Source organism: Modestobacter sp. VKM Ac-2978 (assembly GCF_026968025.1).
Taxonomy (GTDB): Bacteria; Actinomycetota; Actinomycetes; order Mycobacteriales; family Geodermatophilaceae; genus Modestobacter.
Genome location: NZ_JAPVBP010000005.1, coordinates 340,189 through 362,677, shown reverse-complemented (window position 1 = coordinate 362,677; position 22,489 = coordinate 340,189). Strand labels below are relative to the sequence as shown.

Sequence of the window (22,489 nt, the reverse complement as noted above, 5' to 3'; positions counted from 1 at the left end):
CACGCTGGGCCCATGGCGCAGCCGACGGTCGAGGAGTTCCTCGACGCCCTGGACCACCCGCGCGTGGACGACGTCCGGCGGCTCCGCGCGGCGATCATGGCCTCGGACGCCGAGCTCACCGAACACGTGAAGTGGCGGGCGCCGAGCTTCTGCGCCCGTGGGGTGGACCGGGTGACCTTCCGGCTGTTCCCGGCCGACCACCTGCAGCTGGTCTTCCACCGCGGCGCGAAGCCCCAGGAGACCGAGGGCTTCGCGTTCGGGGACGACACCGGGCTGCTGCGCTGGGCCGACACCGACCGCGCCGTGCTGTCACTGGGCGACTCCGCCGATGTGGCCGCCAAGCTGGACGCGATCGTGGCCCTCGTGGAGCGCTGGGTGCGGGTCTGAGCCGGCTCAGTCGCAGGGCGGCCCCGCCGGGACGTCGACCTGGATCTCCGGGCCCAGCTCCGCGTCGACCAGCGGCAGGTCGTCACCGGACCAGAAGCTGCCCGGGTCGTAGGCGTTGAGCGGCCGGTTCTTCGGCAGCAGGCCCATCGCCGTGTAGGTGGTCGCGACCAACTCGGCGCAGAAGATCGTGTCGTTCGTCTGGTGCCGGCGCAGCTTGCCGTTGACCCAGCCGTGCGCCAGGTGCCGGGTGGTGGGGAACGGCTTGCCGTCGAGCCGGGCGATGGTGCGCAGCACGGCGTCCTCCATCTCCCGGGGCACCCCGCCGTCGTCGGCGGGGCCGACCAGCTGGCGCAGCCAGGCCTGCTGGCCGTAACGCTTCTTCCAGACGCAGACCGCATCGGAGAGGTCGTGCAGCTGGACGCCGCGCTGATGGCGGCCGGACCACACGTCGGACAGGGAGTGCCCCAGCTCGGCGTGCCATAGCAGCGGCGGCAGGTCCTCGATGACGACGGCCATGCCGACGTGGTTGACCGGGGCGTTGGTGACGGCCTGGATGGCCCGGTCGGCCACCGACCCACCACGGAAGACCCAGACGTCGCCGGTCCGGGTGAGCTCGACGGCGTCGTGCAGCGGCAGGACGCGGGCGGACGAGGTGCGGAACCCAGCGCGAGAGTGAGCCACACCACTACCGTAACGGTTCATGCGCCTCTCGAAGCTGCTCGGAGTCGCCGGGATCGTCGGCGTTGCCGCGACCGGCACCGTCCTGCTCCGCCACGAACGCCACCGTCGGGCCTACTCACCGGAGGAGGTGCGCGCCCGGCTGCAGGGCCGGGTGGCGGAGGTGGCGACCGCCGACGCCGACCCGGACCTCGTCCCGGACTGGCCGGCCGAGGTCGAGCGGCCGCAGCGCCACCCGATGGAGGCGCTGCTCAGCACGGTGATGCGGGTCGGGCCCCTCCGCCGCTTCTGACGGCTCTCTCTCAGGGGCCCGCCCCGAGCGTGTGCGAGGGGTGGGGGGAGAGAGGGTCCTTCAGCCCGCGCCCGGCGGGAGCGTCGTCCCCTCGTCCTTGAGCACGACCCCGGAGGCCCCCAGCTGTCGGGACGCCTGGAGCAGCCCGGCGAGGGTGTCGGCGGCCTGGGCGTAGCCGAGGCCGTGCGGTGGACGCACGTTGGAGATGCAGTTGCGCTCGGAGTCCGCCCGCCCGGGGCGCGGGCCGTGGGTCAGGTACAGGCCGAGGCTGTCGGCGGAGCTCAGCCCCGGCCGCTCCCCCACCAGGACGACGACGATCCCCGCGCCCAGCGCCTCGCCCACCGGGTCGCCGAGGGCCACGCGTGCCTGGTGGGCGAGGACCAGCGGGGCGACCGACCAGCCGGGCAGCCGGGCCAGCACGGCGGCCACGGTGCCGGCCGCGTGCTCGTGCACCGCCCGTGGGGACAGCCCGTCGGCCAGCACCAGCGCCAGGTCGTGCGGCCCGCCGGGCAACCGGGTGTCCGGGGCCAGCCGCCGGCCCAGGTCCGGCCGCTGCAGGTAGGTGGTCCGGTCCGGTGCCTGGCTGTGCACCTCCAGCACGTCGAGCCCGACCCCGGCCTCGGTGAGCGCCGTCCGCACCCGGTCGGGGTCCAAGGCGGTGTGCACCGCGTCGCGGGCGGCCGCGTGCGCGGCGCGGAACTCCAGCTCCCGGGACGTCGGCAGCCCGTCCCCGGCCCGGCCCAGCGCGACCCGCGCCCGGGTGGCGTCCCGCAACACCGCCCACGGGTCGTCCGAGGGGCCGAAATCGCGACTCTGGCCCTGGAGGTCGGTCATGGGCGGGCGGCGGCGAGGAGGGCGCGGGCCGCGGGCGCCTCGGGGGTCAGCTCGCGGACGTGGCCGGCGTCGTCGAGCAGGTCCATCATCGTCAGCCACGCCTCGAACTCCGGCGCCGGCCGCAGGTCCAGCACCGCGCGGGCGGTGAGGACGTCGGTGAACGACAGCGACTGGTAGTGCAGCATCACGTCGTCCGAGCCCGGGACGGCGATGACGAACGAGCAGCCCGCCGCGCCGAGCAACAGCGTGAGGGTGTCGGTGTCGTCGCCGTCGACGTCGGTGTGGTTCGTGTAGCAGACGTCCACGCCCATCGGCAGGCCCAGCAGCTTGCCGCAGAAGTGGTCCTCCAGCCCGGCCCGGATGACCTGCTTGCCGTCGTAGAGGTACTCCGGGCCGATGAACCCGACCACGGTGTTCACCAGCAGCGGGTCGAAGTGCCGGGCCACTCCGTAGGCGCGGCACTCCAGCGTCTGCTGGTCGACCGGGCCGTCGACGCCGTGGTGGGCGTCGGCCGACAGTGCCGAGCCCTGCCCGGTCTCGAAGTAGGTGACGTTGTCCCCCACCGTCCCCCGGCGCAGTTCCAGTGCGCCGGCGCGCGCCTCGGCGAGCAGGTCGAGGGTGACGCCGAAGCCGCGGTTGCCGGCCTGGGTGCCGGCGACCGACTGGAAGACCAGGTCGACCGGCGCACCGGCCTCCAGTGCCCGCAGCGTGGTGGTCACGTGCGCCAGCACGCAGGACTGGGTGGGGATCTCGTACCGGCTGATCACCGCGTCGACCAGCTCCAGCAGCGCGATGGTCTGCGCCGGGGAGTCGGTGGCCGGGTTGATCCCGATGACGGCGTCGCCGCTGCCGTGCAGCAACCCGTCCAGGATCGCCGCGGTCACCCCGACGGCGTCGTCGGTGGGGTGGTTGGGCTGCAGCCGGGAGGCCAGCCGACCGGGCAGCCCGAGCGTGCTGCGCAGGCCGGTGACCACCCGGGTCCGGCGGGCGACCGCGATCAGGTCGGCGTTGCGCATCACCTTGGAGACGGCGGCGGCCATCTCCGGGGTGAGCCCGCGGGCCAGGCCGGAGATCGCCGCCTCGTCCCGCTCGGCGGCACGGGCCAGCAGCCAGTCGCGGAACTCCCCCACCGTCAGTGCGGAGACGGGGGCGAAGGCAGCCGGGTCGTGGGTGTCCAGGATCAGCCGGGTGACGTCGTCCTCGTCGTAGCCGACCACCGGTTCGGTGAGGAAGGTGGCCAGCGGGACGTCGGCCAGCACGTGCTGCGCGGCGACCCGCTGGGCCTGCGACTCCGCGGCCACCCCGGCGAGCACGTCACCGGAGCGGGCCGGCGTCGCCTTCGCCAGCACGTCGGTCAGCGAGCGGAACTCGTGGGTGTGCCCGCCCAGCGTCGTCCGGCGGACGGTCATCGCACGTCCTCCTCGGCGGCGGCCAGCAGCGCGAACTCCTCCTCCGGTGCGGAGGCGACCAGGTGGTGGCGGCTGTAGAGGGCGAAGTAGCCGAGGAAGACGGCGTAGGCGGCGAGCGTCCAGGCCGCGGCGACGGGGTCGACCAGGAAGGTGGCGAGCACCGCGGCGGCGGCCAGCACCAGGGCCACGCCGGTGGTGACCGTGCCGCCGGGCGTGCGGTAGGGCCGGTGCAGCTCCGGCTCCCGGCGGCGCAGCACGATGTGGCTGACCATCATCAGCACGTAGGAGACGGTGGCCCCGAAGACGGCCATGTTCAGCAGCATGGCGCCCTGCCCGGTCAGCGAGAGCGCGAAGCCGATGACCCCGGGCACCAGCAGGGCCAGCGTCGGCGCCTTGCGGGAGTTGGTCACCGACAGCGCCCGCGGCAGGTACCCGGCACGGGAGAGCGCGAAGGTCTGCCGGGAGTAGGCGTAGATGATCGAGAAGAAGCTGGCGACCAGGCCGACCAGGCCGGCGTAGTTGATCACCGTGGTCAGCCCGCTGGAGGCCCCGGCGACCTCGAGCGCCTCCACCGGCGGGTTGCCGCTGACCGACATCGTCTGCGCACCGCCCGCGCCGGCGGTGAACACCAGCATCAGCACCGCCAGGACCAGCAGCAGGCCCATCGCGGCGACGATCCCCCGGGGCATGCTCCGGGCCGGGTCCTTGGCCTCCTCCGACGCCAGCGGCACGCACTCCACCGCCAGGAAGAACCAGATGGCGAAGGGGAACGCCGCCCAGATGCCCATCAGCCCGAACGGCAGGAACTCCGAGGCGCCGGCGGCGTCGGTGGGCGCGATGTCGGTGAGGTTGGCCGCGTCGAAGGCCGGGACCGCCCCGACCAGGTAGAGCACCAGCCCGGCCACGGCGACCGCGGCGATCACCAGCATCACCTTCAGCGCCTCACCGACGCCCAGCAGGTGGATGCCGATGAACAGGCCGTAGGCCGCGAGGTAGACCCACCAGCCGTCGGTGATGCCGAACAGCCCGAGCGACTCCACGTAGGCACCGATGAAGGTGGCGATCGCCGCCGGGGCGATCGCGTACTCGATCAGCACCGCGACGCCGGTCGCGTAACCACCCCAGGGCCCCAGCGCCCGGCGGGCGAAGGTGTACCCGCCGCCGGCGGTGGGCAGCGCGGAGCCCAGCTCGGCCAGGCCGAAGACCATCGCCGAGTACATGACCGCCATCAGGACGACGGCGATCAGCAGCCCACCGAACCCGCCCTGCTCCAGCCCGAAGTTCCACCCGGCGTAGTCACCGGAGATGACCGCGGCGACGCCGAGCCCGGCGAGCAGCACCCAGCCGGCGGTGCCGCCGCGGAGCTGCCGCTTCTCCAGGTAGCCGGCGTCGACCGTCTCCGCCTCGACCCCCCGCCCCGGTCCGTGGACTGTTCGGGCGGGTGCGGGTTCGACGGTCATCTGCGGTCCTCCGGCTCGTGGCCCCTGGGATCAGGCGGGGGCCAGCGTGTTCCCCTCGCCCCCGCCGGTCAACGGGGTGCGACGTCCCGGAACACGTTGTTCACAAGCGCCGGTCAGCCGACCTCGAGCAGCTGCAGGTCGCGCACGTAGCTGCAGGCGCCGACGTTCACGCGGGCCGCGGCCGGACGCAGCGCCACACCGACCGGGCGCAGCACGACCGCCACCGGGCGCCGGCCGAAGAGCACCGGCTGCGTCCAGCCGCGCCGGGGCAGCGGCGGGCGCCGCACCTGCTCGCCCTCGATGCCGAGCACCAGCACCGCGGCCAGCACCGCCATCAGCGCCACCGTGCCCAGCGCGGCGGGCAGCCCGGCGTGCTCGGCGAGGAAGCCGATCACCGGCGGGCCACCGAGCAGGCCGGTGTACCCGACCGTGGTGGACAGCGCGACGCCCGAGGGCCCGCCGAGCGCACCGGCCCGGGCGATCGCCAGCGGGAAGACGTTGGCCAGCCCGAGCCCGACGAGCACGAAACCGGCCAGGGCGACCGGCAGCGACGTCGTCGTCACCGCGGCCAGCGCACCGGCCGCGGCCAGCAACGAGCCGCCGACCAGCAGCCGCCGCTCACCCAGGGCGAGCACCAGCCGACCGCCGGCCAGCCGGCCGGCGGCCATCGCCGAGGAGAAGCCGGCGTACCCGGCCGCCGCCAGGGCGGGGGCGGCGGCCAGCTGCTCGCGCAGGTGGAGCGCACCCCAGTCGCTGAGCGCGCCCTCGCCGTAGGCGGTCGCCCCCGCCACGGCGCCCAGCAGCACCAGGACGCCGGTGGGACGGGCGCCGCGGGTGCCCTCGGCGGCCGGCCCCCGCAGGTCGACCGCCGGCTCCGGGCGGTCGCCGCGGACGAGCACCGGCCCGGCCCAGGCCATCGCGAGCAGCCCGATGATCGCCACGCCGGCCAGGTGCGGGGCGACCCCCATCACGGCCGAAGCGAGCCCGCCGACGAGGGCACCGACCAGACCACCACCGCTGAACGCGGCGTGCAGCCCGGACAGCAACGGCCGCCCGGCGCGCGCCTCGACCTGCACCCCGACGCTGTTGGCGGCGACGTTCACCGCACCGGTGACGGCGCCGAACAGGAACAGCCCGGCGCACAGCGCCGGGAGGGTGCCGGCCAGCCCGGGCAGGACGGCGCTCAGGCTGGCGGCGACGCCGGCCAGCGCCGCCACCCGCCCGGTGCCGAACCGGGTGCACAGCGCACCGGTGACCTGCATGCAGGCGAGCGCGCCGAGGGACAGGCACAGCAGCGCGACGCCCAGGGCGGTGTGGCCGGCGCCCGTGGCGGCGCTGACGTCGGGCACCCGGGCGGCCCAGCTGCCGAAGACGAAGCCGTCGAGACCGAACAGGACGGCGACGGCCACGCGCAGCCGGCGCAGCGAGGGCGGGGTGGACGAGGGGACGGCCCGGGCGAGCACCGAACGGAGCAGCCCCGGGACACGGGAGGACACAGGAATGACCATGGGAGACCTTCAGGGAGTGGACGCGCAGCACCGCGGAACGGCTGGCGGGGGTCGGGGAGCACACGACCTCGGGCGCTGTCTCCCACGGTGCCACTCGGATGTGCACGATGCGTGTCGATCCGGGGTCGACCGGGGGTGAGAGCGCCCACGGTGTCGCACCGCACGTCCCGGCCGCCTCTGCAGTTGCCGGAGCAGCGCGGGAGAACGAGGGTCAGAGGATGACCGGGACCTTCGCTCGTGGGCTGCTCGCCGGCGCCGCCGGCACGACCGCCCTCAACGCCCTGACCTACGCCGACATGCTGCGCCGCGGCCGTCCGGCCAGCACCGTGCCCGGCCAGACCGCCGCCGCGCTCGCCGACGCCGCCGGAGTGGAGGTGCCGGGCAGGGGTGCGGAGCGCCAGGCCCGGACCACCGGGCTCGGTGCGCTCCTGGGGATCGGCAACGGCCTCGGCGTCGGCCTGCTGGCCAGCCTGGCCCGCGCCGGCGGGGTGCGGATGCCCGGGCCGGTCGGTGCGGTCGTCGTCGGTGCGGCGTCGATGGCGGCCACCGACGGGCCGACGGCGGCGCTGGGCGTGACCGATCCGCGCACCTGGACGTCCTCGGACTGGGCGGCCGACGCGGTGCCCCACCTCGCCTACGGTGCGGCCGTGCAGGCGGTCGTCTCCGCACTGCCGACGCGCAAGGAGCGGGTCCTGGTCAAGCAGCGCGCCTCGGCCGGGCTGGTCGCCCGCTCGCTGCTGCTCGGCACGGCGGCCGGGTGCCGCAGCTCCCTCGGGCTCGCCGCGCCGACGCTCACCGCCGCCGACACCGGCGTCGTCAAGAAGCTGGGTTCCTTGCTCTCCGTGGGCGGCGAGGTCTACGCCGACAAGCAGCCCGGCATCCCGCCACGGACCAGTCCTGCGGTCCTCCCCGCGCGCCTGGCCAGCGGGGCCGGCGGCGCCGGGCTCCTCGCCCGGCGTCAGGGGCAGAACGCCGCGCTGCCGGTGCTGGCCGGCGCCGCCGGTGCCGCGGCCGGCTCCTTCGGCGGCCTGGCCTGGCGGCGCTGGGCAGCGGACCTGATGCCGGACTGGCAGGCCGCGCTGATCGAGGACGGCGTGGCCGTGGTCCTGGCGCTGTCCGCCTGCCTGCCCGGCCGCCGGCGCTCGACCCGGCTGCGCGTGGTCACGATGCTCGACTGACCGGTCAGGCCCGCCAGCCGGGGTCCCGGCCGACGAGCCCGAGCGCCCGATCGAAGGCGGGGGCGTCGGCCGGCACGGGCACCGCGGGCCCGTACCAGCCGCCGTCCCGGCCCATCGGCGCCAGCGGCTCGACCGCCGCCAGCACCGCCTCCCCCAGCCCGGCCGGGACGTCGTAGCGGGCGCCGATCGCCCGGGCCAGGTCCCAGCCGTGCAGGGCGAACTCGGCGAGCATCAGCGGGCCGACGACCCCGGCGGGCATCGGCGTCGTGCCGAGCAGCGTCTCGCCCTGCCACGCGGCGCGGTCGGCCCAGGCGTCGGCCGCGGTGTCCAGCTCGACGGGGACGGCAGCGGCCCACTGCTCCACCGGCACGCCGTCCAGGAACGGCGCCGGCCGCAGGCTGCTCCCGTCCTGCTCCAGCGGCATGCCGGTCGCCGACCGCTGGGACAGCAGGGCGGCCCACGCCAGGTGGTCGACCAGGGCGCGGACGTCGTAGTCGCCGCACGGCGTGGGCGCGGTGAGCTGCTCGGGGCGGACGGCGACCAGCGCGGTGGCGGCCAGGTCCGAGGCGGCGCGCACCGCAGCGGGCGGGCTGAGGGGCGAGGTCATGGAGGCAGCCTGCACCCTGCCCGCCCGGTGGCTCAGCCGGGGACGAAGCCCGAGCGGTAGGCCAGCACCACGGCCTGCGTCCGGTCCCGGGCCCCGGTCTTGGCGAGCACCCCGGCGACGTGGGTGCGCACGGTCTCCACGCCGAGGAACAGCTCTCCGGCGATCTCGGCGTTGCTCAGCCCCTGGGCCATCAGCCGGAGCACCTGCCGTTCCCGCTCCGTCAGCCGCGCCAGCTCCGGGGCAGCGACCGGGTCGGCGGCGCGCACGTGCCGCCGGGCCAGTTCCCGGACGGCGTCGGGGAACAGCAGCGACTCCCCGCGGGCCACCGTCCGGATGCCGTGCAGCAGCTCCTCGGGCGTCGACCGCTTGAGCAGGAACCCGTCGGCGCCGGCGGCCAGGGCGTCGAAGACGTGGTCGTCGTTGGAGAAGGTGGTGAGGACCAGCACCCGGGCGGGCGAGCCGGCCCGCACCAGCGCCCGGGTGGCGGCGATCCCGTCCAGCCGGGGCATCCGCACGTCCATCAGAACGACGTCCGGCGAGGTGCGGCCGACGAGGTCCAGCACGTCAGCGCCGTCCCCGGCCTCCCCGACCACCGACAGGTCCGGCTCAGCGCCGATCACGGCGGCCAGGCCGCGGCGGATCATCGGCTCGTCGTCGACCAGCGCCACCCGGACGGTCACCGGACCGCGCTCCGGGCGTGCACCGGCAGCCGGACGGCGAGCTGCCACCGGCCGTCGTCGCCGACGCCGGCCCGCACCTCGCCCCGGAGGTCGCGCACCCGTTCCCGCACGCCGCGCAGCCCGCGCCCACCGCCGGCGCCGGCGGCCGCGGCGCCCGGCCCGGTGTTGGCCAGCACCAGCTCGAGGTCGTCGCCGGCGGCGTCGACCACCAGCCGGCAGGCGGTGCCCGGGGCGTACCGCAGCACGTTGGTCAGCCCTTCCTGCACGATCCGGTAGGCCTCCCGGGAGACCAGCGCCGGCAGGCTCTCGACGGCACCGCGGACCTCCACCGAGACCACTGCACCGGCGGCCCGGGCGGTGCCGACCAGCTCGGTCAGGTCGCGCAGGTCCGGGGCCGGGGCGACGTCGGTGGCGGCCTGTTCCTCCTCGCGCAGCAGGCCGAGCACGTGGTCCAGGTCGACCAGCGCCCGCCGCGTGGCGTCCTCCGTCGCCCGGATGGCCTCCTCTGCGGCCACCGGGTCGCGGGTGAGCAACCGGCGGGCGGCGCCGGCCTGCACGCTGGCCAGGCTCAGCGCGTGCCCGACGCTGTCGTGCAGCTCGCGGGCCAGCCGGTCCCGGCCGGTCAGCACCGACACCGAGGCCTCGGCCGCAGCCAGCCGCTCGGCCGTGGAGCCGGCCAGCAGCCGGGGGGCGACCGCGGCCAGGCCCCGGCCGAGGAGCTCCCCGCCGGCCACGACGAGCAGCAGCAGGCCGGCGGTCAGCACGACCCGGCCCGGCCATCCAGCGGGCACGGCCATCCCCAGCAGGTCCTCCGCTCCCGCGCCGCCCGGCACGGCCACCAGCACCACCGCGGACGGCACACCGATGACCAGCAGGGCACCGGCGGCCGTGCCGGCCAGCACGTGCAGGGCCAGCAGCAGCGCGGTGCGGGCCCGCTGCGGCGCGGTGGTCGACGGCCCGGGGCGGTCGGTGAACCCACGGGCCAGCAGCCCACCGACCGCGACCGCCTCCACCGGCCGGACCTCGGCGAGCGCGCCGACCGCCACGACCGGGGCGGCCACCAGCAGCGCCACGAGCACCCCGATCAGCACCGGCGGCAGGCCGGACGTGGCGATCACCTGCACCGGCCAGGCCAGCACGATCCCGACCGCCACCCCGATCGCCCCGCCCAGCAGCAGGTAGAGCCAGCGGTGCAGCGACTGGGCCACCGTCCGCCGCACCACCTCTCGAGCCACGACGCCATCCTCTCCGGCCGGACAAGACCCCGACGACGCCCGCGCCACCCGATCGGCGCGGGCGTCGAAGGCCCCGGTCAGTCGCGCACCGACAGCGCCGGCTCGCCCTGCCCGCAGGTGGCGCACGTACCCCGGCGCCGGAACGCGTAGCCTGTCACCGCCGCGGCCAGCGCCAGTCCCCAGGGGAGCGTCGGGAAGACCAGCACGAGAGCAGCGTCGCCCAGGTCGCCGGCCAGCAGCTGCTCCACCGCCATCGCCAGGAACGCCGGGCTGGCTGCCAGCAGGGCCACGGCGACCACCCCGCCGGCCAGCACGGGGACCCGCACCGGCACCGGGCGGCCGCGCAACCCGGGCACCCAGCGCGGCCAGACCTCACCCCACGGCCGGATCAGCCCGAGGGTGAGCACCGCCCCGCCGAGCGCGGCGAAGCCGAGGCCCAGCCCGAACAACCGCATCTGCGGCTCCAGCACCCCATCAGTGGGCATGCCCAGCGGCCACGGGGTCAGCCAGGTCATCCGCAGCAGGGCGTACGGCAGCGGACCGGCCACGGCGATCCAGGTGGCCACTGTCCCCCAGCGCCGGGCCGCGGCCGGCCGGGTCCACGCGGCACCGGGGCGCCCGCAGACCGCGCACCGGCCGGTCGCCGACCGCCGCAGCAGCATCGCGGTGGTCCCCCAGATCGTGGCGCCGGCCAGCAGCAGCGCCAGGTGCAGGTGCGGCATCGCGTGCTCGGCGAAGCCGGAGCCCAGCTCGCCGGCGAGGTCGGTGACCGTGCCCGGGCGCAGCAGTCCGGCGGCCATCCCGGCGGCGACCACCGCAGCCACCCCGATCAGCCAGGGCCGGGTGCGCCGGTCCCGCGCCGCCCCGACGGTGAAGACCACCAGGAAGGTGGCCGGGCCGACGATCGCGGCCAGGTAGCCCAGCAGCACCAGCGAGCCGAGGTCAGCGGCGAGCACACCGAGGACCGCAGCCTGCACCGCCATGGCGGCCACCAGCGGGGGCGCCCCGTCCCGCCGGCGGGTCAGCAGGACGAGGAACAGGCCGGCGCCGGAGAGCGCCAGCACGGTCCACGCCGTGGACGTGCGATCGAGCAGGGTGAGCACGCCGTACCGCTCGTCGGCGTCCAGTCCGGGCCAGCTGCCCGGGTCCAGCAGCCAGCGCAGGGCCAGCAGGGCGTGCAGCAGGCTCCAGACGGCGGCGGCGACCAGCAGCCGGCCGACCGTGGGCGCGCGTCGCCGCGCAGTGGAGGACGGCGCAGGGGCGAGGTTCACGGGAGGCCTCCGGATCAGCGGCCCGGGTGGGTCCCGGGGTCGCCGTCCAGCGTCGTGAGCGCGCTGGACCACCGGCTCCCCCGCTCGGGGGACGTACCTCCGCCGTGCGGGTGGCTCCGCCGTGCGGGTGGCTCAGCCCTCGGCGGGGTCGGCCGCTCGGTCGGCCGCGGCCAGCAGCCAGCCGGGCCCGGCGATCCGGGCGACGGCGGGGAGCCGGTCCCGCAACCCCCGGTCGGCGGTGACCACCAGCAGGTCGTCGTCGCCGTCGGCGAGGTCGGCGGCGGTCTCGGCCAGCGCATCGTCGCCGCTGCCGGGCGCCCGGACCACCCGCAGGCCGGCCGGGGCGGAGACGTCCCGGGCCTGCCCCTCGACCACCGCGACCAGTGCGGTCACCGGTACCGGCTCGCCGTCGGGCCCGGTCAGCTCCCGGCCGGGCAGGGCGGCGAGCCGCTCCAGCAGCCGGGCGGTGGCGCCGGCCCGGTCGCGCCACCAGCCGTCGGGCCGGGCGCCCACGGTGTTGGCGACGTCGACCAGCAGGGTCGTCATCGTCGTCGGGACGCGCCGAGGACCGCGGTGGCGACGAAGAAGAGCAGGCCGACGATGGCCAGCCAGAACAGGCCCTCCACGATCACGCCGACCACGGTCACCGCGACCCAGACGAGGAGCAGCAGGAGCAGGAGACGGAGCACGGGTCCGACCGTAGCGAGGGTCAGCTGCCCTCGGCTGCGCCCAGCCGCCAGTAGCCCATGAACGCCACCGAGGTGCGAGGCACGCCGAGGTCGCGGACCAGGCGGCGGCGCAGCTTCTTGACCATGCCCGCTTCCCCGGCCAGCCAGGCGTAACAGCCGTCGGCGCCGCCCTCGTCGGGCACCTCCCAGAGGACGCCGCCCTCCAGGTCGACGTCCTCGACCTCCTGCCCGGCGGTGCGGGCGGCCACGCCGAGCTCGCAGAGGGCGGCGTGCACCGCCGTGCCGAGCGCCTCGCCGGGGGCCCGGCTGCCGCGGACGAGCCAGCGGACCTCCACCCCCGGCGGGACGGCGAGCGACAGCACATCGCGGGCCTCGGGGACCTCGAGCACGGCGATGGCGCGCCGGCCGGCGGGCAGCCCCTCCACGATCGCACTGATCGCCGGGACGGCGGTCTCGTCCCCGGCGAGGAACAGGGGACCGTCGGCCGGTGGCGCCCACTCGACCCCCCAGGGCCGGCCGGACCCGGCCCGGCCGGGGCGGGGCCGGTCGGGGCCCAGCACGACGATCGGGTCGCCCGGGACGGCGGCGGCGGCCCAGCTGGCGGCCGGGCCGGAGTGGCCCTCCTCGACCCCGTGCAGCACCACGTCGACGTCCAGCTCGCCGAGCTCCGGGCGGGCGGCGCGCACGGTGTAGGTGCGGAGGTACGGACGGCGCTCGTCGGGGAGCGCGCAGTAGTCCTGGTACCAGGTCGGGCCGTCGGTGAGGAGATCGGTGACCGGGGCGCCGTCCCGGGAGAGCACCAGCTTGATCCGCTGGTCGTCACCGGCCGCGCCGAAGCCGGTGAGCTCCGGGCCGCGGAGGGTGAGGCGCAGGAAGCTGGCGCTCAGCCGCTGGACGCGCCTCACGGTGGCGCTGAAGAAGCGGTAGCTCGGTGCGGCGACCGCCGGTTGCGGCTGGGTGAGGTTCTCGAGAACCGCCGTTCCGGCACGTCCGGTCACCGCCGTGGTCATCGCTGCTCCCGCGCTCGTCGTGACCGGCTCGTGCGCAACCGGACGATGGTGAGGCTAGCCTAACCAGAACATCGAGGGAACGCCCAAAGCAAGAACATCTACTTGAGGCCGCTCACCGAGCGCCCGGCGCGCGCCCCAGCGCGGCACAGATGGCCTCCGTGACCACCTCGGGGTCCTCGTGCTCCCAGAAGCGCAGCACCCGCCATCCGAGACCGGTCAGCACCGCGTCGGTGCGCCGGTCGCGGGCGACGTTGGCGGTCAGCTTCGCCGCCCATCGGCCTCTCTGCAGGGGCCCGCCGCGAGCTTGCGAGTGGTGGGGGGCAGAGAGGTCCTTCGACCGTCGATGAAGACGACGAGGCGCCGGCCCTTCCACACCAGGTCGCCACGGGCCCGGGTGGCGCGACAGGGCCGGACGTCGACCCGGTAGCGGACCCCGCGGGCGTGCAGCCGCCGGCGGACGGCGAGCTCCGGTGCGGTGTCCCGCCTCCCCTGCCGGCGGAACCGGGCCCGCACCGGAGCCGACGAGGGGACCGGGGCGCGCCGGAGGTCGACCGCCGCCGCCGTGTTCACACCTGGGCGACGGCCGGAGCCGGTGGCGCGGGCAGGGCCGCCGCGGTGGCGATCTCGACCAGCCGGCACAGCCCGTTGACCAGCCGCAGCTGCTCGGGGGTCTGCACCGGTGAGGTGAGCAGAGCCGGGCTGCCCACGAGGTAGGCGACGGTCTTCGCCCGGGACAGCGCGACGTTCAGCCGGTGCCGGTCGAGCAGGAAGTCCAGCCGCCGGGGCACGTGGGCACCACTGGAGGCGGCCAGGGAGAAGACCGCCACCGCCGCCTCCCGGCCCTGGAACTTGTCCACCGTGCCGACCTCCACCTCACCCAGCCCGACCGCGGCGAGTGCGCTGCGCACCTGGTTGACCTGCGCGTTGTACGGGGTGACGACCAGGACGTCGGCCGGCCCCATCACCCGCTCGACCCCGCCGGTCCGCCAGCTCCGGCCCATCAGCCCGGCGACGAGCTCGGCGACGACGGCCGCCTCCTCCGGGGAGGCGGAGCCGTTGCCCTCGTGCACCACCGGCACCCAGCCGATCCCGGCCGGCGCCGCCCACCGGGCCGGGGCGTCGAGCTCGTTGTCGGCCGTGACCGGCGCCGGCTGCAGCTCCCCGCCGTAGGACAGCCCGGAGACCACCCGGCACAGCGCCGGCGCCATCCGCCAGCTGCGGTCCAGGAAGACCCCCCGGTCGGGGGTGAGCACCTCCTGCTCGCCGAGCACGTGCTGCAGTGCGGAGACGTCCGCGCCGTCGGGGTGGATGCCCCGGCCCGGCTGGCGGAGCTGCTGGGGGTCGCCGAGCAGCACCAGGCTGGCCGCGGCCCGGCTCACCGCCAGGGTGTTGGCCAGGGACAGCTGCCCGGCTTCGTCCACCACCAGCACGTCCAGCCGGCCGGCCAGCTCCGGGCGGGCGAACAGCCACGAGGTGCCGGCCACCAGGTCGACGTCGCCGCCGTCGAGTGCGTCGACGACCTGCCCGTTGGAGCCGACGCACTGCACGTCGACGTCGCCGCACCGCTGCAGCTCGTCGGCCTTCTGCAGCGCCCGGACCGGCACCCCGGCCTCGCGGGCGGCCGCCATCACCGCATCGAGCAGGTTGCCGATCACCTTGTGGCTGGAGGCGGTCACCCCCACCCGCTTGCCGGCGCGGATCAGGTCGACGACCGCGCGTGCCCCGGTGTAGGTCTTGCCGGCTCCCGGCGGGCCCTGGACCGCGAGCACCCCGCCGTCGAGCAGTCCGGCCAGCCGGCGCACCGCGGCCGCCGACTCCTCTCCCGGCTCGCGCTGCGGCGCCGCGGCGAGCAGCCGCGGCGGTCGGCGCAGCAACAGGTCGCGGGCCGACCGCGCAGGGCCCGGGGCGTCGATGCCGCTGACCGCGACCTGCTCACCGAGGTCGGTGAGTGCGGCCCGGAACAGCTTGTCGCTCGGTGGCGAGGTGGGCAGCAGTCCGGTCGGGTGCTCGAGTGCGGCGGCCGCGCCGCGCGCCAGCACCACCCAGCCGGCGGTCGGGTCGATGTCGACGACCGAGCTGGTCAGCCGCTTCCCGTCCGGGTCGGGCACCAGGTGCTCGTACCGGTTGCCGGCCGACACCTTGGTCTCCTGCGGCGGGAAGCGGTAGCGCCAGTGCTGCGACCGCTGGGCCGCTCCGACCAGCTCGGGGGCCTCCAGCGGGCCCAGGGCCGGGGTCTCCCGCTCCAGGTCGTCGGCCGCGAGGTCGCGCAGCCGGAAGTACTCCCACCAGGCCGAGCGGGCCTCCCGGGCGTGCCACCCCAGCTGCTGGGCCAGCAGCCAGGTGGCCTCCTGTTCCGGGGTCCGGTCGGTGTCGGGCAGCCCGGCGGTCAGCCGGAGCTCCAGCTCCTCGCGCAGCTCCTGGGCCGCGGCGTTCTCGGCGGAGCCGTCCGGGTCGCCGTCCTCCGGCCGGCCCAGCCGCGCGCCCGAGGCGAGCAGCTCGGTGCGCCGGGCCTCCAGCCAGTCGCGCAGCTCCCGGGTGGAGACGCAGTCGTCGCGGTTGTAGGCCTCGATCTGGTCGAGCAGCGCCTGATCGCGGGTGGCGAGCCAGCGCTCGAAGGCGACGATGCTCTCCCCGGCGTCCGACACGTCCGCGCCGTGCGTGCGGGTGTGCCCGCGGTAGTAGTCCTCCACCTGCTTGATCGAGTACGACTCCTTGCTCAGCCGCAGCCCCTGGCGCACCACGGCGTAGAGGTCGACGAGGACGTCGCCCCGCAGCAACCGGTCGACCTCGGCCTCCCGCGTCTGCAGCCGGGCCGACAGCGTCGTGAGCCGGGTCGGCTCGTAGGGCGCGTAGTGGAAGACGTGCATCGCCGGGTCGGCGGCGTGGGCCGCGGTCAGGTGGTCGACCAGCGCCTCGAACGCGAGACGCTCGGCATCGGACTGGTCGTCCGCGGCCGGGTCACAGCCCCAGAAGGCGGTGAACTCCCCCGCCGTGTCCAAGACCCCCCAGAGGTACTCCAGCCCGGCGTCGCCGGCGAACGGATCGCCCTCGATGTCGAAGAACAGGTCGCCGGCGCTCGGCGGCGGCAGCAGCTCGAAGCCGCGCCCCGGCTCGCGCGGCAGGAACTCGTAGCTCGGCAGCCCGGACTCGCGCTCGGCCACCTGCAGTCGCGCCTGCTGGGTGAGCCGCTCCCGCGAGCTGCGGCCGATGGCGTCGGGCAGCTCGTCGGGGGCGCGGGTGGCCAGCGCGGTGACGGTCGGGACACCGGCCTCGACCAGCGCGGTCGCGTGGTCGCGGCGCATGAAGGCCACGAGGGACAGCGAGTCCTCCTCGCGCCAGCGCGCCGTGCAGGTCTCCCGCCAGGGGCAGACGCCGCAGTGCGCGTTCGGGTACGGCGGCGCCAGCTCCCCGTCAGCGAGCCGGGAGAGGAACCGGGTGCGGGCGGCCCGGGTGTAGGCCTCCGCGTCGGAGTACCGGAAGACCAGTTCCTGCTGGTCGCCGGTGACCACGGTGAGCAGCTCAGGCGGCACGCCCTGCAGCCCGGCCAGGAGGTCGCCGTACAGCGCCATCTGCAGCAGGGCCGGCACCTTGATCCGGCGGGCGAGCTTCGTGTCGGCGACGTCGTAGGCCCAGGCCCCCAGGTCGCTGACCCGGTCGGTGCGCTTGAGCAGGAAGTCGGCGTGCCCGCGCCAGGTGCCGTCGAAGAAGGTGGCCTGGTAGACGACGTCCGCGCCGGCGCGCATCGCGGCGAGCGTCTCGTCCTGGGCGCGACGCAGCCCGGCGGCGTCCTTGCCCGACGGCCCGGTGACCTCCACGACGGACAGGCCCCGGTCGCGCAGCCGCTGCACGTGCCGCTCCTCGTGCGCCATGCCGTGGGCGGCGACCAGCTCGGTCATCGGGTCGACCACCGGCGGGCGGCTGCGGGAGCCGCGGGCGACCTCGAGGGAGAGCCGGGTGAGGTGCTCGCACTCGATGAAGCCGGTCAGGTCACTGGCACTGACCACCAGCGCGCCGTCGAACTCGTACACCTTGCCCCCGTCCCCTCCCCCTCGTGGAGGAGCTGCAGCGACCGTACGGCGGGGGTACGACACGTCGGCGGAGGCGCCGGCCGCTCCCCTCCCACAGCACTGGTCAGCTGAGGAAGCGCTCCACCACCGGCGCCAGCTCCGGCGCCTCGGTGACCAGGGCGAGGTGTCCGCCGCGGTAGAGGTGCAGCTGCGAGTCGGGGATGAGCCGGGCCATCAGGCGGGGGTTCACAGCGGGGATGATCGGGTCGTCGTCGCCGGCGATCACCAGGGTGGGCTGCTTGATCATGCGGAGCAGCGGGAGGCTCGACCAGCCGGCACCTGCGGCCAGCTGGTAGTAGTAACCGCGCCGCGGGCCGAGCCGCGAGTCGGCATGCAGCACCTCGGCCGCGCGCTCGGGGTGCTGGCGCATCGTGCCGCCGTAGATCTCCCCCGCGATCGTCCGGGCGTAGCCGGGGTCGCGGTGCCGCCGCGGGGTGAGCATCTTGGACAGCACCCGCGGGTGCGCCGGCACCATCAGCGACCCCGTCCCGGTCGCGGCCAGCACCAGCCGCCGACACCGCCGCCGGTGCTGCACGGCGAACTGCTGCGCCAGACCGCCACCCCAGGAGAAGCCGAGGACGTCGACGGCCTCCCGGTGGCCCAGCTTGGTGAGCAACCCAGCCACGACGGGCGCGAACGTCATCATCGTGTAGGGCATGACCGGCCTCGGGGAGCCGCCCACACCCGGGACGTCGAACCGGATCACCTCACGCCGGGGATCGAGCGCATCGACGAAGGGCTGCAACACCTCCAGGCTCGCGCCGATGCCGTTGAGCAACAGCAGCGGCGGCAGCGTGCCGTCGCCGGGGTGGACCGAGACACGCAGCGTCCGGCCCCCGACGGTGACCGTCCGCAGCGGGGGGTCGCCGGCCCGGCGGGTTCCCTGCCCGGCGCTCATTTGTCGAACACGTACGTGCCAGGAGCCGCGCCCAGGGTGGGCCGGCCACCGCCGAGCTCCGCCGGCGCGTCGACCCCGTCGCCGGCCCGCTCACCCACCCACCGGGCGTAGTCGGTCCACCACGACCCCTTCTCGGTGTGTGCGGCGGCGAGCCACTCGTCGGCGTCCGGGACGTTGGGCGCGCCCGTCCGCCAGGTCGACTTCGGGTTGCTCGGCGGGTTCACCAGCGAGGCGATGTGCCCGCTGGTGGAGAGCACGAACCGGGTGTCCCCACCGAGCAGCTGGGTGGTCGCGTAACAGGACTGCCACGGGCAGATGTGGTCGGCGATCCCGGCGACCACGTAAGCGTCGACCGTGACCGCGGACAGGTCCACCGGCGTGCCGAGCATGGTGGCCGCAGCCGGCTTGGTCAGGGAGTTGTGCACGGCCATGTCCAGGAAGCCCCGATGCAGTGCCGCGGTCATCCGGGTCGTGTCGGAGTTCCAGTAGAGGATGTCGAACGCCGGCGGGGGCTTGCCCTGCAGGTAGTTGTTGACCCAGTAGTTCCAGATCAGGTCGTTGGGCCGCAGCCAGGCGAACACCTCCGCCAGCGTCGCGCCGTCCAGGTACCCCTTCTTCGTCGACGCCCGGATGGCCGACTGGGCGGACTTCTCGTCCAGGAACGCCCCCACCGTCCCGCCGCGGGCCTGGTCGAGCACGGTCACGGCGAAGCACACGGAGGCGACCCGCTCCTGCTCGCCGATCGCGGCGAGGTGCCCGAGCACCATCGCGGTGATCATCCCGCCGGAGCAGAAGGACATCAGGTTGGTCCGCCGCGCGCCGGTGATCCGCTCCGCCGCGGCCATCGCGTCGAGCACCGCCTGCCCGTAGGTGTCCAGGCCCCAGTCGGCGTGCCGCGCGTCGGGGTTCCGCCAGGACATCATGAAGACCTGCTGCCCGTCGGCGACCATGTGCTCGGCGATGCTGCGGCCCTCGGCCAGGTCGGCGATGTAGAACTTGTTGATCGTCGGCGGCACCATCACCAGTGGGACGGCGTGCACCGTCGGCGTGGTGGGCTGGTACTGGATCAGCTCGAAGACCGGCGTCCGCAGCACGACGACGCCGGGGGTGCGCGCCAGGTCCTTGCCCACCTCGAAGGCGTCCGGCTCGACCATCGAGGGCACCCGGGGCGCCGAGGACAGGTCACGGACCAGCCGCCTGGTGCCGGACACCGCGCTGCGCCCGCCCGTGTCGATCGCCGTCTTCCACGCCGAGGGGTTCAGCGCCGGGTTGTTGCTGGGCGCCAGGGCCTCGACGATGTTGGTCACGGAGAACCGGATCCGCTCGTCGTGGGCCCACGGCAGGGCTGCGTCGTCGACCAGTCGGGTCGCCGTCTGCGCCGTCACCAGGTGCGCCTGCATGGCCCGCTTCAGCACCGGGTTGCCCGACCAGGCGGGATCGACGTAACGCTTGTCCTTGGCGTTCGGCGCCACCTCGGAACGGCCGAGCCCGATGCGACCCCACTCCCCGACGAGCCGGCCGGTGTGGCCGAGCACGGTGCGCGGACGGCGGGCCAGCGCCGCGGTGAAGCGGAGACTGCTGCTGACCGGCGGTACCAACCGGCGCAGCGGCCCGAGCGCAGCGTCGGTCAGGATCATGTCCAGACCGGTGGCCGACTCGGCGATCCGCTCCGGTTCGGCATCGGGATCGCCGCCGGTGGTCGACGCCGCCACCGGTACGGACCGTGCGATGCCCTGCGTGGACGAGCGCGCGGGGCCGCTCACGTCGCGCTCCTCGGGCCGAGCTGGACTGACCGTGCTGGGGTGGTGCGGAGCTGGCACACGAGGGCTCCTCGTCTCGACACGCTGGCGGTCACGCGATGGTCCATCCGGGCGTACTGGACGTGAGGACCATCACACAGCCCGCAGGCCGGGTGAGCAACCGGGCGGGCCCGACGGCGGGCCGCGTGCTGCTCCTCGTGCGGCGTGCCGTGGGTGTCGCCGTCCTGTGGGCGCGCCGACCGGCCACGTGAGGACACATGGACCCGTACATCGAAAGACACATCGACGGATGTGCCCTCCCCGGACAGCACACCTACACCCGCCGGCTGTGCACGGCCCAGCGCTTTCCCCCTTTCTCCACTTCGGTAGAAAGCGCGCTGTGCCTACGACGTTGAGCTCCGTGGCTGCGGCCGCGGGGGTCAGCACCAGTACCGCGAGCCGCGCCCTGTCCGGTCACCCGGCGGTGCTGCCCAGCACCCGCGCCCGGGTGGAGGCGGCCGCCGCGGCCCTGCAGTACGAGCCCAACCGCACGGCCAGCGCACTGCGCACCCGGCGAACCGGGTTGATCGGCCTGGTCGTCAACAGCCTGCGCACCGCGACGTTCCACACGATCGCGGAGACCCTGCAGGGCTGGGCCGCCGAGCACGAGTACCAGCTGCTGGTCTGCACCACCGGGGGCGACCCGGCGCGCGAGGCCTCGTTCCTGCAGACGGTGCGCCAGCACCACTTCGACGGCGTGGTGATCGCTGGCTCCGGCGCGAACACCGACCTGGTCAACGCCCTGGTCGAGGCGGGGCACGCGGTCGTGACGATGAACCGCGAGGTGCCCGGCTCCCTGGCCCCGTCGGTGATGTCCGCCTACGAGACCGCAGCCCGGCTGGCCACCGAGCACCTGCTCCAGCTGGGGCACACCCGGATCGCCGCGATCGAGGGCCCGCCGGCGGTGACCTCCGGCCGACTGCACGACGCCGGCTTCCGGGCCGCGATGGCGACGGCCGGCGTCCCGGTCCTGGACGAGCTGGTGTGCCGGGGGCCCTTCACACCCGACTTCGGCCGGTGGGCCGCCGCCGAGTTGCTCGGCCTGCCCGAGCCGCCGACGGCGCTGCTGGTGACCAACCACGAGGCGTCGTTCGGGGCGCTGCCGGTGATCGGCGACAGCGTGTTGCGGGTGCCCGACCAGCTGTCGGTGATCTGCACGGAGGACGAACCGTTCTACGAGTGGTGGTCGCCGCCGGTCACCACCGTCGACAACCGCGCCGCCCTGCTCGCCGTCGGCGCGGCCGACCTGCTGCTCGGTCAGCTGACGACCGGCGCGCAGGACCTCCCGTCGCGCCACACCGAGCTGGTGACCCCGGTGCTCGTCGAGCGCGGGTCGACCGCGCCACGACCTGCGCGGCCGCCGGGCCGCCGCGGAGATGTCCACGGCGGCCCCGGGGTGCACTCAGCTCAGCCGACCAGCTCGGACAGCTCCGGCGCGAAGCCGTCCAGCAGGTAGGGCAGGCTCAGGGCGCTGGCGAACTGCAGGGCCGCGTAGTCGTCGCCCTCGATGAAGATCGACCGGCCCTCGGTCACGGTGGGGAGCCCGGACAGCACCGGGTCGCCCTCGATCCCCGCCCGTTCGGCCTCGGACCCGGACTGGAAGACCAGCACGTCGGCGTCCAGCATCCGGGCCTCCTCCCGGCTGACGGTCCCGTAGAACTCGCTCTGCGCCGCGGCGTCCAGGGCCGGGTCGACGACCATGCCCAGGTCCAGGAAGAACCGGGTGCGGGTGTCGTCGGACGTGTGGAAGGGGTACTCCCCGCCGTACGCCGGGCCGGAGAGGGTCACCGTCTTCCCCTCCAGCTCCGGGTGCTCGGCTCGCGCCGCCGCGATCTGCTCCTCGACGTCGGCGATCAGCTCCTCCGCGCGGTCGGGCTGACCGAGCGCCTCGCCGGTGATCCGGGTCTGCTCCTGCCAGGGGGTGCCGAAGGCGATGTGCTCCTCGGGCTGGACGACCGTCGGCGCGATGGCGCTGAGCGTCTCGTACTCGTCCTCGGTCAGCCCGGCGGTGACCGCCATGATCAGGTCCGGGTCGAGCGACGCGATCTGCTCCGGGTCGACCTCCGCCCGCGGCAGGATCTCCGGATCGGCGTCCCCGGCCGCCTCGTCGGCCCACGGGAAGAAGACGTCGTCCTCGGGGCCGAAGGCGTAGCGGACGGCGACCGGGACGACACCGAAGGCGAGGATCGCGTCCTGCTCGGTGTAGCCGAGGGAGACCACCCGCTCGGGCTCCTCCGGGATCGTCGTCGTCCCGTAGGCGTGCTCGATGGTGACCGGGAAGGCGGCCTCGGCTGCCGAGCCGGCGGCGGCCTCGGCCGGCTGCTCGTCGGACTCCGACGAGCAGCCGGCCAGGACGGCGACCGCGAGGACAGGGAGGACCACGGCGGTGGTGGACGTGCGTCGCGCGAGCGACCGGGAGAGCAACATGGTGTTGTTCTACCTGAGGGCAGCCTTACCTAACTAACCGGTCGTCGCCCTCGTTGCCCG

At 75.2% G+C, this 22,489-nt stretch carries 21 protein-coding genes; 4 read left to right on the top strand and 17 right to left on the bottom strand.

The genetic code is table 11. The features are described 5' to 3' along the window. Window positions 1–12: 12 nt before the first annotated feature. On the top strand, window positions 13–387 hold the full coding sequence (locus O2W53_RS14840; RefSeq protein ID WP_269163820.1) for a DUF1801 domain-containing protein: 375 nt from the start codon (window positions 13–15) through the stop codon (window positions 385–387). Window positions 388–393: 6 nt separating this feature from the next. On the opposite strand, the gene O2W53_RS14835 is transcribed toward O2W53_RS14840, so the two are convergent. Continuing rightward, a complete protein-coding gene (locus O2W53_RS14835; protein ID WP_269163819.1) occupies window positions 394–1,068 on the bottom strand; it encodes a hypothetical protein in 675 nt (224 codons plus the stop codon). A gap of 19 nt (window positions 1,069–1,087) precedes the next feature. Here O2W53_RS14835 and O2W53_RS14830 point away from each other — a divergent pair, with 19 nt between their 5' ends. Further along, a complete protein-coding gene (locus tag O2W53_RS14830; RefSeq protein WP_036337054.1) occupies window positions 1,088–1,357 on the top strand; it encodes a hypothetical protein in 270 nt (89 codons plus the stop codon). Window positions 1,358–1,417: 60 nt separating this feature from the next. Here the strand turns inward: O2W53_RS14830 and eutC are convergent, their stop codons facing one another. The 4 genes from eutC to O2W53_RS14810 form a co-directional block, all read right to left on the bottom strand. Then, window positions 1,418–2,191: an ethanolamine ammonia-lyase subunit EutC gene (eutC, locus tag O2W53_RS14825; RefSeq protein WP_269163818.1), complete on the bottom strand. Its 774-nt coding sequence runs from the start codon at window positions 2,189–2,191 to the stop codon at window positions 1,418–1,420. Beyond that, window positions 2,188–3,600: an ethanolamine ammonia-lyase subunit EutB gene (locus O2W53_RS14820; RefSeq protein ID WP_269163817.1), complete on the bottom strand. Its 1,413-nt coding sequence runs from the start codon at window positions 3,598–3,600 to the stop codon at window positions 2,188–2,190. Before O2W53_RS14820 ends, eutC begins: the two co-directional genes overlap by 4 nt. After that, window positions 3,597–5,060: an ethanolamine permease gene (gene eat / locus O2W53_RS14815; protein WP_269163816.1), complete on the bottom strand. Its 1,464-nt coding sequence runs from the start codon at window positions 5,058–5,060 to the stop codon at window positions 3,597–3,599. Before eat ends, O2W53_RS14820 begins: the two co-directional genes overlap by 4 nt. 113 nt (window positions 5,061–5,173) lie before the next feature. Then, the gene (locus O2W53_RS14810) at window positions 5,174–6,556 is read right to left on the bottom strand and encodes an MFS transporter (RefSeq protein ID WP_269163815.1); all 1,383 of its coding nucleotides are present in this window, start codon (window positions 6,554–6,556) and stop codon (window positions 5,174–5,176) included. Window positions 6,557–6,786: 230 nt separating this feature from the next. On the opposite strand from O2W53_RS14810, the gene O2W53_RS14805 reads away from it, so the two are divergent. After that, window positions 6,787–7,746, top strand: coding sequence for a hypothetical protein (locus tag O2W53_RS14805; RefSeq protein ID WP_269163814.1), 960 nt, complete (start codon window positions 6,787–6,789; stop codon window positions 7,744–7,746). Window positions 7,747–7,750: 4 nt separating this feature from the next. On the opposite strand, the gene O2W53_RS14800 is transcribed toward O2W53_RS14805, so the two are convergent. From O2W53_RS14800 to O2W53_RS14755, 11 genes are all read right to left on the bottom strand, one after another. Next, the gene (locus O2W53_RS14800) at window positions 7,751–8,353 is read right to left on the bottom strand and encodes a TIGR03086 family metal-binding protein (protein ID WP_269163813.1); all 603 of its coding nucleotides are present in this window, start codon (window positions 8,351–8,353) and stop codon (window positions 7,751–7,753) included. 32 nt (window positions 8,354–8,385) lie between these two features. Further along, window positions 8,386–9,033 (bottom strand): response regulator, encoded by a 648-nt coding sequence (locus O2W53_RS14795; protein WP_269163812.1) that lies wholly within the window; start codon window positions 9,031–9,033, stop codon window positions 8,386–8,388. Further along, the gene (locus O2W53_RS14790) at window positions 9,030–10,268 is read right to left on the bottom strand and encodes a sensor histidine kinase (RefSeq protein WP_269163811.1); all 1,239 of its coding nucleotides are present in this window, start codon (window positions 10,266–10,268) and stop codon (window positions 9,030–9,032) included. The genes O2W53_RS14795 and O2W53_RS14790 overlap by 4 nt, the downstream gene beginning before the upstream one ends. Before the next feature lie 77 nt (window positions 10,269–10,345). Next, window positions 10,346–11,539, bottom strand: a complete 1,194-nt coding sequence (locus tag O2W53_RS14785; protein WP_269163810.1) for a hypothetical protein — start codon at window positions 11,537–11,539, stop codon at window positions 10,346–10,348. Window positions 11,540–11,671: 132 nt separating this feature from the next. After that, window positions 11,672–12,085 (bottom strand): hypothetical protein, encoded by a 414-nt coding sequence (locus O2W53_RS14780; RefSeq protein WP_269163809.1) that lies wholly within the window; start codon window positions 12,083–12,085, stop codon window positions 11,672–11,674. Next, window positions 12,082–12,228, bottom strand: a complete 147-nt coding sequence (locus O2W53_RS14775; RefSeq protein ID WP_036337061.1) for a hypothetical protein — start codon at window positions 12,226–12,228, stop codon at window positions 12,082–12,084. Before O2W53_RS14775 ends, O2W53_RS14780 begins: the two co-directional genes overlap by 4 nt. Window positions 12,229–12,248: 20 nt before the next feature. Next, window positions 12,249–13,238: a siderophore-interacting protein gene (locus O2W53_RS14770; protein ID WP_269163808.1), complete on the bottom strand. Its 990-nt coding sequence runs from the start codon at window positions 13,236–13,238 to the stop codon at window positions 12,249–12,251. 258 nt (window positions 13,239–13,496) lie between these two features. Beyond that, the gene (locus O2W53_RS23930; protein ID WP_442929284.1) at window positions 13,497–13,751 is read right to left on the bottom strand and encodes a hypothetical protein; all 255 of its coding nucleotides are present in this window, start codon (window positions 13,749–13,751) and stop codon (window positions 13,497–13,499) included. Window positions 13,752–13,804: 53 nt separating this feature from the next. Continuing rightward, window positions 13,805–17,266: a TM0106 family RecB-like putative nuclease gene (locus tag O2W53_RS14765; protein ID WP_269163807.1), complete on the bottom strand. Its 3,462-nt coding sequence runs from the start codon at window positions 17,264–17,266 to the stop codon at window positions 13,805–13,807. Between the two features lie 103 nt (window positions 17,267–17,369). After that, complete coding sequence (phaZ, locus tag O2W53_RS14760) at window positions 17,370–18,203, bottom strand: poly(3-hydroxyalkanoate) depolymerase (RefSeq protein ID WP_269163806.1); 834 nt, start codon at window positions 18,201–18,203, stop codon at window positions 17,370–17,372. Further along, window positions 18,200–19,966: a PHA/PHB synthase family protein gene (locus O2W53_RS14755; protein ID WP_269163805.1), complete on the bottom strand. Its 1,767-nt coding sequence runs from the start codon at window positions 19,964–19,966 to the stop codon at window positions 18,200–18,202. The genes phaZ and O2W53_RS14755 overlap by 4 nt, the downstream gene beginning before the upstream one ends. Window positions 19,967–20,363: 397 nt before the next feature. Here O2W53_RS14755 and O2W53_RS14750 point away from each other — a divergent pair, with 397 nt between their 5' ends. Then, complete coding sequence (locus O2W53_RS14750) at window positions 20,364–21,458, top strand: LacI family DNA-binding transcriptional regulator (RefSeq protein ID WP_269163804.1); 1,095 nt, start codon at window positions 20,364–20,366, stop codon at window positions 21,456–21,458. Here O2W53_RS14750 and O2W53_RS14745 read toward each other — a convergent pair. Further along, window positions 21,410–22,429, bottom strand: a complete 1,020-nt coding sequence (locus O2W53_RS14745) for an iron-siderophore ABC transporter substrate-binding protein (protein ID WP_269163803.1) — start codon at window positions 22,427–22,429, stop codon at window positions 21,410–21,412. The two genes, O2W53_RS14750 and O2W53_RS14745, sit on opposite strands and share 49 nt — an antisense overlap. Between the last annotated feature and the right edge of the window lie 60 nt (window positions 22,430–22,489).

Coding starts and splice junctions, on each gene's coding strand:
- O2W53_RS14840 (WP_269163820.1), top strand. CDS start 13: ATGGCGCAGCCGACGGTCGAGGAGTTCCTCGACGCCCTGGACCACCCG.
- O2W53_RS14830 (WP_036337054.1), top strand. CDS start 1,088: ATGCGCCTCTCGAAGCTGCTCGGAGTCGCCGGGATCGTCGGCGTTGCC.
- eutC (WP_269163818.1), bottom strand. CDS start 2,191: ATGACCGACCTCCAGGGCCAGAGTCGCGATTTCGGCCCCTCGGACGAC.
- O2W53_RS14820 (WP_269163817.1), bottom strand. CDS start 3,600: ATGACCGTCCGCCGGACGACGCTGGGCGGGCACACCCACGAGTTCCGC.
- eat (WP_269163816.1), bottom strand. CDS start 5,060: ATGACCGTCGAACCCGCACCCGCCCGAACAGTCCACGGACCGGGGCGG.
- O2W53_RS14805 (WP_269163814.1), top strand. CDS start 6,787: ATGACCGGGACCTTCGCTCGTGGGCTGCTCGCCGGCGCCGCCGGCACG.
- O2W53_RS14800 (WP_269163813.1), bottom strand. CDS start 8,353: ATGACCTCGCCCCTCAGCCCGCCCGCTGCGGTGCGCGCCGCCTCGGAC.
- O2W53_RS14780 (WP_269163809.1), bottom strand. CDS start 12,085: ATGACGACCCTGCTGGTCGACGTCGCCAACACCGTGGGCGCCCGGCCC.
- O2W53_RS14770 (WP_269163808.1), bottom strand. CDS start 13,238: ATGACCACGGCGGTGACCGGACGTGCCGGAACGGCGGTTCTCGAGAAC.
- phaZ (WP_269163806.1), bottom strand. CDS start 18,203: ATGAGCGCCGGGCAGGGAACCCGCCGGGCCGGCGACCCCCCGCTGCGG.
- O2W53_RS14745 (WP_269163803.1), bottom strand. CDS start 22,429: ATGTTGCTCTCCCGGTCGCTCGCGCGACGCACGTCCACCACCGCCGTG.